Here is a 15,834-nt window from a genome sequence, read left to right as displayed (position 1 = left end):
AACATTTACAAACGCACCATGAATAAAGTAAATCCTAAAAATACGCCTCCTGTTGCTCCGAAAAAAGTTTTTATCAAAACCTATGGATGTCAAATGAATGTTTATGATAGCCAACGGATGACTGATAGTCTCAGTTCGCAAGGCTATGTGACAACACAAATCCCCAATGATGCCGATCTTATTCTTGTTAATACCTGTCATATTCGTGAAAAAGCAGCAGAAAAACTTTATTCTGATCTCGGTCGTTTGCGCGTTATGCGTCAAGAACGCACACCTGATAAACCCCTGATGGTTGGTGTAACGGGTTGTGTTGCACAAGCTGAAGGAAGTGAAATCTTGCGCCGTGCTCCAACAGTGGATCTTGTTATTGGTCCGCAAATGTATCATCGCTTGCCAGAATTGTTAGAGAAAGCCAAACAAGGAAAAAAAATTATCGAAACAGACTATGCTGTTGAAGATAAATTTGCTCATTTGCCGCCCCATAATAAACATGCAGTAAGAAAACGAGGTGTTAGCGCATTTTTAACAGTACAGGAAGGTTGCGATAAATTCTGCACTTTTTGTGTTGTGCCCTATACACGCGGTGCCGAAATATCACGATCCGTTGAGCAAATTACTGAAGAAGCCCTTCAACTCATCGAAGCGGGTGTCAAAGAAATTACGCTGCTTGGACAAAATGTCAATGGTTGGCATGGACAAAGTGCTGATGGCAAAACTTGGCGTCTTGGCGATCTTCTTTATCATCTTGCAAAACTCGATGGTTTAAAGCGTTTGCGTTACACAACCAGCCACCCACGTGATATGGATGATAGCCTTATTGCCGCGCATCGAGATCTTGATATGTTAATGCCTTACCTCCATCTTCCTGTTCAATCAGGTTCAGATCGCATCTTAAAAGCTATGAACCGCCAACACAAAAGCTCTCATTATCTTCATCTTATCGAAAAAATTCGAACCGCACGGCCAGATATCGCCTTTTCAGGCGATTTCATTGTAGGGTTTCCAGGAGAAACAGATGAGGACTTTGAAGAAACCATTAAACTTATTCAACAAGTACAGTACAGTTCAGCTTATTCTTTTAAATATTCCCCCCGTCCTGGAACAGTGGGAGCCACAATGAAAAATCATGTTGATGAATCTATAAAAAATGCCCGCCTTCAACATTTACAAGTCCTTCTCCTTGAGCAACAAAAGGCGTTTTTGCGTTCTAAAATTGGTCAAAAAACTAACGTTCTCATCGAAAAACCTGGACGTCACTCAGGGCAAATGGTAGGACGTTCCCCTTGGCTTTTACCTGTTGTCGTAGATACAGAAGCCTCTACAGGTAGCGTAATAGAAATTCATATTAAAAATGCAAGCTCAAACAGTTTTGTTGGTGAAGTGACAAATAGATAAACATACCTCTAAAACATTGTTCAGAATAAATATTTTGGAAAACTCTTTTATTTTAAAAGAAAATGATTACATCTAAAACGTGCACTGTTCTAAAAAATTGTCTTTTATAGAATTTACTTAACAAAAAGTGCAATATTTATGTAGATATGGAGAATAGGCTGAAAGCTTCAACCGAAAAAATAAAGCGTATTAAAGAAAAAGTAAATATGTCCCTTGAAAAGGCTGATACCTTGAAACAAACAAGCGCTTCAGATCCGAGCCAAGTTGTTTTGATTTTCGAAAATAATAAATATGCAAAAGCAGTTTTTGGTAAATTTGACGAAAATCTCGCTTATATCGAAAAAAAACTTGAACTTAGTATTCATCCGCGTGGTAATGAAGTCTTAATCCGTGGAAGTATTTCTGTTATAAAACGTGCGCAATATGTATTGCAGCAACTTTATGAACGTGCCAAAACACATCAAGAGCTCACTTTATCAGATATAAGAGGAGCGCTTGCTATGGCAAATATACCAAAGAAGCAGAAAGAAGACACGATAACACACAAATCTGCAACGAAACGTATACCAGCACGGTTAACTACCCATAAAAAAATAATTCATGCAAGAACTCCAACACAAGATGCTTACATACACGCTATGGAGCATACTGAACTTGTGTTTGGTGTAGGACCAGCAGGAACAGGCAAAACGTATCTTGCTGTTGCTCATGCTGCAATGCTTCTAGAACGTGGTATCATTGAGCGAATTATTCTCTCACGTCCGGCTGTTGAAGCTGGAGAACATCTTGGTTTTCTTCCCGGTGATCTCAAAGAAAAAGTCGACCCATATTTACGACCACTTTATGATGCTCTTTATGATATGATGCCCGCTGAAAAAATAGAACGCATTTTAGCTTCTGGTGTCATAGAAATTGCTCCTCTTGCCTTTATGCGCGGACGAACACTTGCCCATGCTGCTGTTATTCTTGATGAGGCACAAAATACTACGCCCATGCAAATGAAGATGTTCCTCACACGTCTTGGAGAAGGAACACGTATGATTGTTACCGGTGACGTGAGCCAAATTGATTTGCCTACAGGGCAAAAATCAGGCCTCATTGAAGCAATTCGCATTCTTTCAAATGTAGAAAATATTGCAATTGTACATTTTGGTGAAAAAGATGTTATACGCCATCCACTTGTTGCTGCTATCGTTCGTGCTTATGATCGTGATTCCGAAATACAAAATAAAAAAAAATCATTCGCATGCGATGCATTAAAAAATGAATTTGATTCATCATGATTATTATTGATATAATGGTTAAAAGCGCAGGGTGGAATGATGAAAAAATGCTTTATAATATCACTGAAAAAGCATTAATGACAACTATGCATCATGTTTCATTGGCAAATGTTGTAAGCGAAATTAGCCTGCTTTTTACGGATGATGAACATATGGCACAAATCAATGCACAATGGCGCAACAAAAACAAATCTACTAATGTATTATCCTTTCCTGCTTTTCCACTTAAAGCTGGAAATCCTCCTGGTCCCATGCTCGGTGATATTATTATTGCGCGAGAGACTGTTGTTCTCGAAGCAGAAAAACAAGGAAAAACATTTCAAGACCATTTAACGCATATGATTGTTCATGGTATCTTGCATCTGCTTGGCTATGACCATGAAACTGATAATGAAGCATATCAAATGGAAAAGCTCGAAAGAGAAATTCTGCAAAAACTTTCCATAAAAGATCCTTACGCTGAATTGTCTATAAATGATAAAATTTAACTTTTAAAATCAATATTACGAGCATACCATTTAAAGCCTCTCATTCACCTAATTATAAAAAGAAAGTTTAGAAGATTTCAAAACCATGACAAACAAAACAAATGCACAAAATAATAGTCAAACATCTTCTAATAATGAAAAAAAAACCTCTCAACAGACGAATCATACAGAAAAATATTCTCTGATGAATCATTTGTTTTCATTCTTACGGGGTCGTAATTGTGTATCTACATCACTGCGCGATGATCTTACCGTTGCACTCACGACTGACAATGAAAAAGACACTGCCCTCTTCTCACCTGAAGAACGTACTATGTTGCATAATATTTTACGCTTACGTGAAGCACGCGTGGATGATGTTATGATACCACGTTCTGAAATCGAAGCACTGGAAATAAACACTTCACTTGGAGAAACCCTTAAATGTTTCGCAAAAATTGGTCATTCTCGTATACCTGTTTATGCTGAAACTTTAGATGATCCGCGCGGCATGATTCATATCCGCGATATTCTTAACTATATGACTCGCTTTATTATCAGCCCAACAAAAACCGAACAGAAATCCGATTTGCTTCAATTAAACCATACAGACTTACATACCCCAATCGGTGAATTGGATCTGATCCGAACTGTTCTCTTTGTTCCAAGTTCCATGCTTGCAAGCAAATTATTAACACGAATGCAAACTACACGAACTCAAATGGCTTTAGTTATTGATGAACATGGGGGAACAGATGGTCTCGTTTCAATGGAGGATATTGTTGAATTGGTCGTTGGTGATATCGAAGATGAACATGATAATGTCGACAATGCTATCGTACGTGAACCAAACAATAAATGGCTCGTTGATGCAAGAACTGAACTAGAAGATGTGGAGAAAGCTCTTGGTCCTGATTTTATCGTAGGGGAATATGGTGATGATGTTGATACGATTGGTGGTTTGATCGTCTCCATTCTTGATCGCATTCCTGCCAAAGGTGAAATTGTCGAAGCTGTACCTGGTTATAGATTTCGTATTTTAGAAGCTGATAAACGCCGGATTAAGCGATTGCGTATTTTTCGCATTCCAAAAAATGAGAACCTTGAGAACAATGCCATTCCTAAAGAATAGTCCAGCGTTTTTAAACAATTTCATCGTTTTTTTATCCTCTGTTACCGGTTGGAAGCGCCAAGCATGGATATTTCTGTGTGGTGCTTTTACTTCTTTTGCACTTCCACCCTTTTATTTGACACCTCTTTGCTTTTTAACTTTCCCTCTTTTTATTGTTTTACTTGACTCAATACGGGCCGAAAAAAACAATAAAAAACATTTTTTTACCTATGCTTTAAGCTGTGGAACCTTTGGTTTTAGTTATTTTATTTGCGGACTTTGGTGGCTATGCAATGCTTTGTTAACAGATCCAGATTCTTTTGGTTGGGCAGTCCCATTAGCCATTTTAGTTCCTCCATTCTACCTTTCTCTTTATTGGTTTTTTTCTGGTTTCATTGTCGGTTTATTATGGACAAAAGGAATAGCACGCTTTTTTGTTTTAGCCTTTGCATTAGGATTGTCCGAGTGGTTGCGTGCGTTTTTATTCACAGGATTTCCATGGAATGCTCTTGGCTATACAGCCATGCCAACCCCAATGTTCATGCAATCTGATGCAATCGTGGGACTTTATGGAATGAATATTCTTGCTGTCTTAGCCTACAGTTTGCCAACTGTTTTATTAACAGATGAAAAAAAGAAAGTGGCACTTTCTCTTTGTTTATCACTTATATTCATTCACAGTGGTTTTGGGTTTTATCGTCTTCATACTATAGAAAACACAGCTGAAAATCAAAAAAGTTCTTATTGGGTGCGCATTGTTCAACCTTCCATCCAACAAAATATAAAATTGCGTGATAATACACGAGAAGCTATGTTGGAAGCGCATATGAATCTAAGTGCAATGCCAACAATCGACCAAAATTCAGAACCCGATTTTATCGTATGGCCCGAAGCTTCCGTTCCTTACCTTCTCTATGATAACTCATCTATCACAATGCGCATTGCCTCTCTTTTAAAACCTAAACAATGGGCTATTATCGGAGCAATACGAGCCAGCAATGATCTACCTCATTCCCAAACACAATATTTTAATACAATTGCAGTCATTAATGCTCAAGGTAATATTTTAAATACTTCCGATAAACTTCATTTGGTTCCTTTTGGTGAATATCTTCCTTTTCAGAATTTATTGAAAAAAATTGGATTGCGTACCCTTGCCGATAATATTGGTGGATATAGTGCTGCAAGTGTGCGCAAAATTGTTACAATGCCAAACGGATTTTCTTATCTACCCTTGATTTGTTATGAAGCAATATTTCCCCATGAAATGACTTTTAAAGGCTCCTCGCCTCAAGCAATTATTAATATTACAAATGATGCATGGTTTGGTGTAACACCTGGACCCTATCAACATCTTCAACAAGCACAACTTCGTGCCGTTGAACTGGGAATCCCCCTCATACGAGCAGCCAATAATGGAATATCAGCTGTTATTGATTCTTATGGACGAATCGTTGTAGCTCTTCAACAAAATGCTGTGGGCATTATTGATTCACAAGTTCCATCATCCATTACACCTATAGGAAGCAATGAATACAGAACTTTCTCTACTTTTATCTTATTCATCCTTATGCTATTGTGTCGTGTTGGTTTTGGTTCTACAAAACAGCTTAGATGATTCAAGTGCCCTTTGTACGGTATTATGTTGCGTTTACCAGTAATATTGGGAAAAAATATTACATATTATTTTAATTATATGATAAATCAGCTGCGCATAAATATGATGTTGGTTTAGAAGAAAAGTGCTGGAAATAAAGAGTTGCATTATGACCGAAACTAGAAAAAAACCTGACCCTATAGATATCTATGTTGGAACTCGTATCCGTTTACGTCGTAATATTTTAGGACTCACTCAAGAGAAACTCGGTGAAAAATTAGGAATTACTTTTCAGCAAATCCAAAAATATGAAAAAGGAACAAACCGTATTGGTGCCAGTCGTCTTCAAGCGATAGCAGAAATTATGGATGTTCCTGTTTCTTACTTTTTTGATAAAGGTATTACCTCCCAACAAGTAGAGGGTTTTGCTGAAAGTGATCACAATTTTATAGACTTTTGTTCTAGCAGCGAAGGGATTCAGCTCATGCGCGCTTTTACAAATATATCTGATGCTAAAGTGCGTCGAAAAATTATTGATTTGGCAAAAGCACTTTCTGAGGAAGATTTGACAAATAAGCTATAAATTAAAATTATATCTTTTCTCTTTTATTCATATAAATTTTCATTGACGATTTGCTGTAGAATTAGCAAATCGTAACAACTTTAGTAAGCAATTAATTAAATCGTTGATTTTCTTTTTTGAAGGAGTTCCTATGCCGCATCAAGATTATCTTTTTACGAGCGAATCAGTATCGGAAGGACATCCTGATAAAATTTGTGATCGTATTTCCGATGAAATCGTTGATATGATCTATAAAGAAGCTGAAAAGACTGGTACTGATCCATGGTTAATACGCGTTGCCTGTGAAACTCTCGTCAGTGTCAACCGTGTTGTTATCGCTGGTGAAGTGCGTGTTCCCGATACGCTATTAAAAAAAGATAAAAATAAAGAATTTATCTATGATGAAACTGGCTTTCCACTCATTAATCCTACGCGTTTTCGTATAGCAGCGCGCCGTGCTATTCGTACCATTGGCTATGAACAAGCAGGATTCCATTGGAAAACTGTTAAAATTGATGTTCTTTTGCGCCCTCAATCAGCTGACATAGCAAGAGGGGTTGATAATGCTACGGATCGGCATGGTGAAGAAGGAGCAGGTGATCAAGGCATCATGTTTGGATATGCTTGCCGTGAAACACCTGACTTCATGCCTGCACCAATTTATTATGCGCATAAAATTCTCAAACTTCTTGCCGCAGCCCGTCATAAAGGAGAGGGAGAAGCTGGAAAATTAGGACCAGATGCTAAAAGCCAAATAACCATACGCTATAAAAATGGAAAACCGATAGAGGTCACATCCATTGTTCTTTCAACGCAGCACCTCGATGAAAGCTGGGATTCCAACAAGGTACGTACAGTGGTTGAACCTTACATTCATCAAGCTTTACATGACATTCCCATTGCAGCTCAATGCAGTTGGTATATTAACCCAACAGGAAAATTTGTCATTGGTGGTCCTCAAAGCGATGCCGGATTAACAGGACGCAAAATTATTGTGGATACTTATGGAGGCGCAGCACCCCATGGAGGCGGTGCTTTTTCAGGAAAAGATACAACAAAAGTTGATCGTTCTGCTGCCTATGCGGCACGCTATCTGGCTAAAAATATTGTTGCGGCTCGTTTAGCAGAGCGATGCACCATTCAACTCTCTTATGCAATTGGTATTGCACAACCTTTATCTATTTATCTTAATCTTCATGGAACAGGAAAAGTTGATGAAAAAGTTATTGAAGCAGCCATTCGCAAAATAATGGACCTTTCACCTACCGGCATTCGAAAACATCTTGACCTCAATAAACCTATTTATGCAAAAACAGCTGCCTATGGTCATTTTGGGCGAAAACCAAAACACGATGGTTCGTTTTCATGGGAAAAAACTGATCTCGTGAAAACGCTTCAAACAATGATCCAAACCCCATGATTAAATATCATACACGCAAGAGTGAAGCATTTTTTGGACGCCGCCAAGGAAAACAACTTCGAAACAGTCAGCTTACACGTATAAAAATGTTTCTCCCCAATTTTAATATTGATTTAAATGTCCCTCCTCCCTCAAACCTGAAATCCTTATTTTCAAGCAAAGTAAGAGAAATTCGACTTGAAATCGGCTTTGGTGGAGGTGAACATTTACTTCATGAAATGGAATATTTTCCAAAAACCGGTTTTATCGGCGTCGAGCCCTTTATCAATGGCATGGCAAAAATATTGTTGTCTCTTGAACAGCATCAAAACTATCAAAATCATCTTCGCCTCTATAATGATGATGCTACACGCCTCCTTGATTGGCTCCCTGATAACTCGCTTGATGGAATAGACCTCTTCTATCCTGATCCTTGGCCGAAAAAGAAACACTGGAAACGACGTTTCATCAACACAAAAAATCTTAACCGTTTTGCTCGTGTTCTTAAAATAGGAAAAATTTTTCGCTTTGCTAGCGATATAGACAGTTATGTAAACTGGACTTTGTACCATTGTACACAACATGATCACTTTGAATGGAAAGCAGAAAGCCCTCAAGACTGGAAGCTCCCTTATCCACTATGGAAAGGAACCCGCTATGAAGCAAAAGCTTTACGCGAAGGACGAACGCCTGCCTATCTTACCTTTATCAAGAAATAAATGATCAAGCGCTTTTCTCATAAACAACTTGAAAAATTTTGAATTTAAGAGTATCAATAGTTAAATTCTTGGTCTTATGATGAAGGGTGGGCCGTTGGACCCGCTCTTTTTTAATATCATAAAACTGATGAAAACAACTTGGATAAAATGTATGAACGAAGCTGAAAAAATAAGCAATCTTGACGAACCACGCCTGTTTGAAGAAGATGGTATCGAAGCACAGGTTGCTGCTCTTGTCATACCACTACTTAAACCTTTAGGTTTTCGTTTGGTTCGTGTGAAACTTCTTGGTCAAAATGGTTTAACACTTCAAATTATGGTTGAACGTGCCAATGGTTCTATGACCGTAGAAGATTGTGAAACTGTTAGTCGCACTGTTTCTCCCCTCCTTGATGTGCAAAATGTTATTGAACGCAAATATCATTTAGAAATCTCATCACCTGGAATTGATCGTCCATTGGTAAGAAAATCTGATTTTTTTCTTTGGCAAGGACATCTTGCAAAAATTGAAACCAAAATAACAATCGATGGGCGCCGAAAATTTCGCGGGACACTTACAACTATCACGCAAGATGGATTTATTTTAAATACTGATAAAGCTGCTTATGGAGAAGCCATGTATACCCCTATTTCCTTTTGTGATATCATAAATGCGCATTTAGTGCTTACCGATGAGCTTATTCGCGATGCATTGAAAAAAAATAAAGATTTAAGTCAACAATTCATTGCTGAAGAGAAAGCTAACGACTCTATATAGACGCTCAATTTCAAAAAATAATATCACTGGGAAATACCCATCGTGTGGCACAAAGAAGGAGAAAATTGATGGCTACAAGCGCTAACAGGCTTGAGATTCTGCAAATTGCAGATGCTGTTGCACGTGAAAAGTCAATCGACCGTGAAATTGTCATTTCTGCAATGGCTGATGCTATTCAAAAAGCAGCACGTTCTCGTTATGGTCAAGAAACCAATATCCGTGCTGAAATCAATTCTAAAACAGGTGAAATTAAATTACAGCGCCTGCTTAAAATCGTTGATGTCGTTGAAGACTATACAACGGAAATAACTTTGTCTGATGCTCTTAAACATCAAGCAGAAGCAAAAATTGGTGATTTTTTTGCTGACCTTTTACCTCCTATGGATTTTGGACGTATCGCAGCACAATCTGCTAAACAGGTTATTGTACAAAAAGTACGTGAAGCAGAGCGTGATCAGCAATATGAAGAATTCAAAAATAAAGTTGGTGAAATTATTTCTGGTACAGTTAAGCGTGTGGAATATGGTAACGTTATCGTTGATCTCGGGCGCGGTGAAGCTATTGTACGCCGTGATGAATTAATTCCTCGTGAATCATTCCGCTATGGGGATCGTATTCGTGCTTTTGTTAATGATGTACACCGTGAAACGCGTGGTCCGCAAATTTTCCTTTCACGCACACATCCCCAATTTATGGTAAAACTTTTCACTATGGAAGTGCCAGAAATTTATGATGGTATTATAGAAATAAAATCTGTTGCTCGTGATCCAGGTTCACGGGCTAAAATCGCCGTTGTTTCACGCGATGGTTCCATTGATCCTGTTGGAGCATGCGTTGGAATGCGAGGAAGTCGTGTACAAGCTGTTGTTGCTGAATTACAAGGCGAAAAAATCGATATTATTCCTTGGTCGCCTGATGCGGCAACATTTGTCGTTAATGCACTGCAACCTGCTGAAGTTTCTAAAATCATCCTTGATGAAGATGCTGAACGGATTGAAGTTATTGTGCCAGATGATCAACTTAGCCTTGCTATTGGACGACGTGGACAAAATGTTCGCTTAGCTTCGCAACTAACAGGATGGAACATTGATATTTTAACGGAAAAGGAAGAATCTGAAAATCGTCAAAAAGAATTTACTGAACGGAGTAAATTGTTTATGGAAGCCTTAGAGGTTGACGAAATGATCGGACAGGTTATGGCATCAGAGGGTTTTTCTTCTATTGAAGAAATTGCCTATATTGATCTTGAAGAAATCGCTTCTATTGATGGTTTTGACCATGATACTGCCGCTGAAATCCAAAGTCGTGCCCGCGAGTATCTTGATCATCAAGAAAAAGAACTTGATGAAAAACGCAAAAAACTCGGAGTTTCTGACGAATTGCGAACACTTCCTGGAATGACAAGTGCTATGTTGGTTGCTGTGGGTGAGGATGGTGTAAAAACAATAGAAGACTTTGCTGGCTATGCCGTTGATGATTTAGCTGGTTGGAGAGAACGCAAAGAAGGTCAAACACAGAATTTTTCTGGTATTTTAACCCCTTTTGACATTACACGCGCGGATGCAGAAGCTATGGTTTTAGCCGCACGTGTACAAGCAGGCTGGATAGACCAAGCTGATCTTGTTACAGAAAATCCTGTAGAAGATGAAAATTCTGCAGAAAATGAAAAAACAGATGATTTGGATGTGGATACATTTTAAATGAATGAACGGACTTGCATTGTGACCAGAAAAAATGCTTCAGCACAAACGCTGATCCGTTTTGTTATTGGTCCCAATAACCAAATTGTTCCTGATCTTAAAGCAAATTTACCAGGGCGTGGCGTTTGGATTTCTGCCCATCATGCTGTTATTGAGAAAGCAATCAAACAGAAAGCTTTTCATAGAAATTTTAAAACAGATGTTGAGGTTGCACCAAATCTTGTGCATGTTGTTGATACGCTTTTACTAAAAGCTGCTCTTTCAAGCCTTTCCATGGCACGAAAAGCGGGAGCAATTGTTATGGGAGCAACAAAGGTTGATGCCGCTATCCGCTCTGGTAAAGTTATTCTTGTACTTCATGCTAAAGAAACAACAGAAGATGGGAAACGAAAAATTGCACAGGCCATTCATTCAATACAACAACAAACACATCGGACTATAAAAACCATATCTTTATTTACAAGTGATGAAATGCGAGTGGCTTTTGGCTCTAATCCTGTAATGCACGCGGCTTTATTGGACACAAAAGCTGCTGAAGGATTTCTCAAAACGACATATAAATTGATCAGCTATCGTGACGACAAGCATAGTAAGCCTAGTGAGATGACGGCACAAGCCGTGAAGGAAATACAATGAGTGAAAATAACAACGACAAAACAACAGTCAAGAAGACACTAACTCTCAAGCGGTCTGTCTTGGAAACGAGCACGGTCAAGCAAAATTTTAGCCATGGCCGTACGAAGGCTGTCGTTGTCGAAACCAAACGGCGTAAAATTACGCGACCTGATGAAAAAGCTGAAACCCCACAGCCCATTACAAAGCCGCATGTGGCCCCCCAGCGCTCTAAACCGCGTTTTGAAGGAAAGAAGCCTCAAGAATCTGTAACCAAAAGCAATCTTTCATCGACTGAAATGGAAGCGAGACTTCGCGCATTAGAAGAAGCACATATCCAAGAAAGAATAACGCAAGAACAAGCCGAAGAAGAAGCAAGACGCGCTAAAGAGCGTGAAGAAATTTTGCAGCAAGAAATTAAAGAAAAAGAAATACATCTCCAACAAGAAGAAGAAATATCGCCTGTACAGGCTCTACCTGTTCCCCCTCTCATTGAACAGACCGATATTCCTATTGCGCCTAAAAACGCGATCGTGGGTGAAAAACGCAAAATAGATGAAAATAAAGAGGAAGAACGGCATAGTCGACGTGCTAATCCTGCTAAATCAGAAATACGTGTACCAAAAATTGTCAAAGGGGCTGATGAGCGGCGACGTGGAAAGCTAACTCTGAATAGTGCACTGGATGAAGAAGGAAGCGCACGTGGACGCTCAATGGCTGCAATGCGGCGTAGACAGGAAAAGTTTAAGCGTGCACAAAATCAAGAACCAAGAGAAAAAATTTCTCGCGAAGTTGTTCTTCCTGAAACGATTACCATTCAAGAGCTCGCACAACGTATGACTGAGCGTTCTGTTGATGTGATTAAATTCTTGATGAAACAAGGACAAATGATGAAACCTGGCGATGTTATTGATGCAGATGTTGCCGAACTCATCGCTGTTGAATTTGGCCATACTGTTAAACGTGTTTTAGAATCTGACGTAGAGGAAGGTATCTTTAATATAACAGATAATCCTCAAAATATGCAGCAGCGCCCCCCTGTTGTAACCATTATGGGCCATGTTGACCACGGAAAAACTTCTCTTTTGGATGCTATTCGTAAAGCAAATGTTGTTTCTGGCGAAGCAGGAGGTATTACACAGCATATTGGTGCCTATCAAGTAGAACAAAACGGTCAAAAAATTACCTTTATTGATACACCAGGACATGCTGCATTTACGGCTATGCGTGCACGTGGAGCTCGTGTTACCGATATTGCTGTTCTCGTTGTAGCCGCTGATGATAGTGTTATGCCCCAAACAATTGAATCAATCAATCATGCGAAAGCCGCTGGTGTACCTATCATTGTTGCGATCAACAAAATTGATAAACCAGCTGCGAATGCACAAAAAGTGCGTACAGAACTTTTACAACATGAAGTGTTTGTCGAAACTATGGGCGGAGAAACTTTGGACGTTGAAGTTTCTGCTAAAACCGGTCAAAATCTTGATAAACTTCTGGAAGCTATCCTTCTTCAGGCTGAAATGCTTGATCTGAAAGCAGATTCTCAACGAACTGCAGAGGGCGTTATCATTGAAGCCAAATTGGATCGCGGACGTGGATCTGTTGCAACAGTTCTTGTTCAAAAAGGTACATTACACCCTTCTGATATTATAGTTGCCGGAAATGAATGGGGTCGTGTGCGTGCTTTGATTGATGACCATGGCCGCCATGTCAAAGAAGCCGTTCCCTCTACACCGATTGAAATTTTAGGCATGCAAGGAACGCCACAAGCCGGAGATCGTTTTGCTGTTGTCACACATGAAGCAAAAGCACGTGAAATTTCTGAATACCGTCAGCGATTAGCACGTGATAAAGCTGTTGCGCGGCAAACTGGTTCGCGTGGTTCTCTTGAGCAGATGATGACAAAATTGCAAACGACTGGTGTTAAGGAATTTTCTCTTATTATAAAAGGGGATGTGCAAGGATCAATTGAAGCAATCGCTTCAGCATTGGAAAAACTCGGAAATGATGAGGTTCGTGCGCGTATTGTACATTCTGGTGCTGGAGGGATCACCGAAAGTGATATTTCTCTTGCGGAAGCTTCTAACTCTGCTGTAATTGGCTTTAATGTTCGAGCCAATAAGCAAGCACGTGATTTTGCTAAAACACAAGGAATTGAAATTCGTTATTACAACATCATTTATGATCTTGTTGACGATATCAAGTCTGCCATGTCTGGATTACTCTCACCAGAACAGCGTGAAACTTTCCTTGGTAATGCTGAAATTCTAGAAGTCTTTAACATTACAAAAATTGGAAAAGTTGCAGGATGTCGTGTTACAGAAGGTAAAATAGAACGAGGAGCCGGTGTTCGCCTCATCCGCGATAATATCGTTATTCACGAAGGAAAGCTGAAAACACTCAAGCGCTTTAAGGATGAAGTCAATGAAGTGCAAAGTGGTCAAGAATGTGGAATAGCCTTTGAAAATTATGAAGACATGCGCGCAGGAGACATCATTGAGATCTTCCGTATCGAACATATTAATCGTACATTATAAAATAATCCAATAACTTTACTCTGTTGTAAAATGAAGAAAGTTATTAGGTTTTATACACAATATCTCTTTTTCCTTATCTAAATGGTCAAAAAAAGAGATATTGTAGCAAGGATAAAACTTTGATGAAAAATGCAAGGCCATCACAACGGCAGCTTAGAGTAGCAGAGCAAGTACGTCATGCAATAGCGCATATATTACAGCGTGATATTTTGCTTGATGATATCTTGAAAGATATTGTTATTTCTATCTCTGAAGTACGCATGTCACCAGATTTAAAAATTGCTACTTGCTTTGTATCACCTCTCAGCACTCTTAAAAATGCTTCTCATACCGATGTTGTTGATACCCTCAATAAACATAGTCGTTTTCTCCGTGGAGAAATCAGTCATGCGTTGCGACAAATGAAATATATGCCTGAACTGCGTTTCCGACTTGATAATAGTTTTGATAATTTTTCAAAAATTGATGCCCTCCTTCGCTCGCCTGAAGTTGCTCGCGATCTTCACTATAGTGATAAAGATGAGGATTAAAGATATGGCGCGGCAACACAAAAAAAAAGGGCGTCCTGTTTCTGGCTGGGTCATATTTGATAAACCAAAAGGAATGAAATCAACAGAAGCTGTCTCACAAATCAAATGGCTCTTTCATGCACAAAAGGCAGGGCATGCAGGAACACTTGATCCTCTTGCTTCTGGTCTCCTTCCCATTGCATTGGGCGAAGCAACCAAAACCGTCCCTTACGTGATGCAAGGCAAAAAAACTTACCGTTTTCATATCGCTTGGGGAGAAGAGCGTTCAACAGATGATCTAGAGGGCGAAATAACGAAAACTTCTCTCAAACGTCCAACACAAGAAGAAATACTTGCTCTTCTTCCTCAATATACAGGTGTTATTTTGCAAACGCCTCCGCAATTTTCAGCAATAAAAATTGCTGGAAATCGTGCCTATGATTTAGCGCGTGAAGGGGAAGTTGTTGAAATTCCGCCCCGTGAAGTGGAAATAGAAACTTTCAAATTATTAGAAATGCCTACCAAAGAGCACTCTGTCTTTGAAATAACCTGCGGAAAAGGAACTTATGTGCGCTCTTTAGCGCGCGATATGGGACGTGATCTAGGTTGCTATGGGCATATTGCTGATTTAAGGCGTATTTCTGTCGCACCTTTTGATGAAGAAGATCTCATTACATGGGACGAACTAAAAGCAGCCGTTCCGCAAAATAAAAACACTACAGATGAAAATAATCGTTCTTTTGAAAAAAACTTCACAACACTCGATGAGCTCTTAATTGAAACAAGCGCTGCATTGGATTGCCTCCCTCACTATATCCTTAATGAAACTCAAGCACAGAGAATTATAAAGGGTCATTCTATCCTCTTAAGTCATCACAAAGTACCTCTTGACCAAGATGAGATTTTTGTCCTCTATAAAGAACAACTTCTTGCCATTGGCACCCTTGACAAGGGTTTATTTAAACCGAAGCGGATTTTCACAATTTAATCGATTCTTTTCCACACCTACCTTTTGCGAAAAGATATTTTTCTCTATCAATTAAGGAAAATATGGTACTTTTCATTGTCTATATTTACCATATTCATATCAAAATTTAAGTCAGTGCTATAAGCTAACACCATCACACACTTTTTCCTCTTAATGTCGCAACAATCCTTGCATTTAAAAGGATTCATAAGAGGC

The 15,834-nt window shown here is 39.1% G+C and carries 14 protein-coding genes; all 14 read left to right on the top strand.

The genetic code is table 11. The features are described 5' to 3' along the window. The first annotated feature begins 18 nt into the window (after positions 1-18). The 14 genes from miaB to truB all read left to right on the top strand — a co-directional run bounded on the left by miaB (position 19) and on the right by truB (position 15,639). Complete coding sequence (gene miaB, locus ACFIKO_RS02380) at positions 19-1,395, top strand: tRNA (N6-isopentenyl adenosine(37)-C2)-methylthiotransferase MiaB (protein ID WP_375673184.1); 1,377 nt, start codon at positions 19-21, stop codon at positions 1,393-1,395. Positions 1,396-1,553: 158 nt separating this feature from the next. Continuing rightward, positions 1,554-2,678 carry a PhoH family protein gene (locus ACFIKO_RS02375; protein WP_375619587.1) on the top strand — a complete coding sequence of 375 codons (1,125 nt, stop codon included), beginning with the start codon at positions 1,554-1,556 and terminating at the stop codon, positions 2,676-2,678. Then, positions 2,675-3,166, top strand: a complete 492-nt coding sequence (ybeY, locus tag ACFIKO_RS02370) for an rRNA maturation RNase YbeY (RefSeq protein ID WP_375619537.1) — start codon at positions 2,675-2,677, stop codon at positions 3,164-3,166. Before ACFIKO_RS02375 ends, ybeY begins: the two co-directional genes overlap by 4 nt. Positions 3,167-3,251: 85 nt before the next feature. Then, the gene (locus ACFIKO_RS02365; RefSeq protein WP_375619536.1) at positions 3,252-4,277 is read left to right on the top strand and encodes a hemolysin family protein; all 1,026 of its coding nucleotides are present in this window, start codon (positions 3,252-3,254) and stop codon (positions 4,275-4,277) included. Then, complete coding sequence (lnt, locus tag ACFIKO_RS02360) at positions 4,240-5,874, top strand: apolipoprotein N-acyltransferase (RefSeq protein WP_375619535.1); 1,635 nt, start codon at positions 4,240-4,242, stop codon at positions 5,872-5,874. The genes ACFIKO_RS02365 and lnt overlap by 38 nt, the downstream gene beginning before the upstream one ends. 148 nt (positions 5,875-6,022) lie before the next feature. After that, the gene (locus ACFIKO_RS02355) at positions 6,023-6,436 is read left to right on the top strand and encodes a helix-turn-helix domain-containing protein (protein WP_012754634.1); all 414 of its coding nucleotides are present in this window, start codon (positions 6,023-6,025) and stop codon (positions 6,434-6,436) included. A gap of 130 nt (positions 6,437-6,566) precedes the next feature. Next, positions 6,567-7,835 (top strand): methionine adenosyltransferase, encoded by a 1,269-nt coding sequence (gene metK, locus ACFIKO_RS02350; protein WP_375619534.1) that lies wholly within the window; start codon positions 6,567-6,569, stop codon positions 7,833-7,835. Further along, positions 7,832-8,533 carry a tRNA (guanine(46)-N(7))-methyltransferase TrmB gene (locus ACFIKO_RS02345; RefSeq protein WP_375619533.1) on the top strand — a complete coding sequence of 234 codons (702 nt, stop codon included), beginning with the start codon at positions 7,832-7,834 and terminating at the stop codon, positions 8,531-8,533. Before metK ends, ACFIKO_RS02345 begins: the two co-directional genes overlap by 4 nt. A 127-nt stretch (positions 8,534-8,660) precedes the next feature. After that, positions 8,661-9,290, top strand: coding sequence for a ribosome maturation factor RimP (gene rimP / locus ACFIKO_RS02340; RefSeq protein WP_375619586.1), 630 nt, complete (start codon positions 8,661-8,663; stop codon positions 9,288-9,290). A gap of 68 nt (positions 9,291-9,358) precedes the next feature. Then, complete coding sequence (gene nusA, locus ACFIKO_RS02335) at positions 9,359-10,990, top strand: transcription termination factor NusA (RefSeq protein WP_375619532.1); 1,632 nt, start codon at positions 9,359-9,361, stop codon at positions 10,988-10,990. Next, positions 10,991-11,626 carry an RNA-binding protein gene (locus tag ACFIKO_RS02330; protein WP_375619531.1) on the top strand — a complete coding sequence of 212 codons (636 nt, stop codon included), beginning with the start codon at positions 10,991-10,993 and terminating at the stop codon, positions 11,624-11,626. It abuts the gene before it with no gap. Next, the gene (gene infB / locus ACFIKO_RS02325) at positions 11,623-14,142 is read left to right on the top strand and encodes a translation initiation factor IF-2 (protein WP_375619530.1); all 2,520 of its coding nucleotides are present in this window, start codon (positions 11,623-11,625) and stop codon (positions 14,140-14,142) included. The genes ACFIKO_RS02330 and infB overlap by 4 nt, the downstream gene beginning before the upstream one ends. Before the next feature lie 122 nt (positions 14,143-14,264). Continuing rightward, positions 14,265-14,672, top strand: coding sequence for a 30S ribosome-binding factor RbfA (gene rbfA, locus ACFIKO_RS02320; RefSeq protein WP_375619529.1), 408 nt, complete (start codon positions 14,265-14,267; stop codon positions 14,670-14,672). Between the two features lie 4 nt (positions 14,673-14,676). Further along, positions 14,677-15,639 carry a tRNA pseudouridine(55) synthase TruB gene (gene truB / locus ACFIKO_RS02315; protein WP_375673183.1) on the top strand — a complete coding sequence of 321 codons (963 nt, stop codon included), beginning with the start codon at positions 14,677-14,679 and terminating at the stop codon, positions 15,637-15,639. Positions 15,640-15,834: the final 195 nt, after the last annotated feature.

The organism is Bartonella sp. TS82HLJMH (assembly GCF_042193495.1).
In the GTDB taxonomy this organism is placed as follows: domain Bacteria; phylum Pseudomonadota; class Alphaproteobacteria; order Rhizobiales; family Rhizobiaceae; genus Bartonella; species Bartonella grahamii.
The sequence above is the reverse complement of the archived record's forward strand: the minus strand, read 5'-3'. Positions and strand labels throughout refer to the sequence as shown.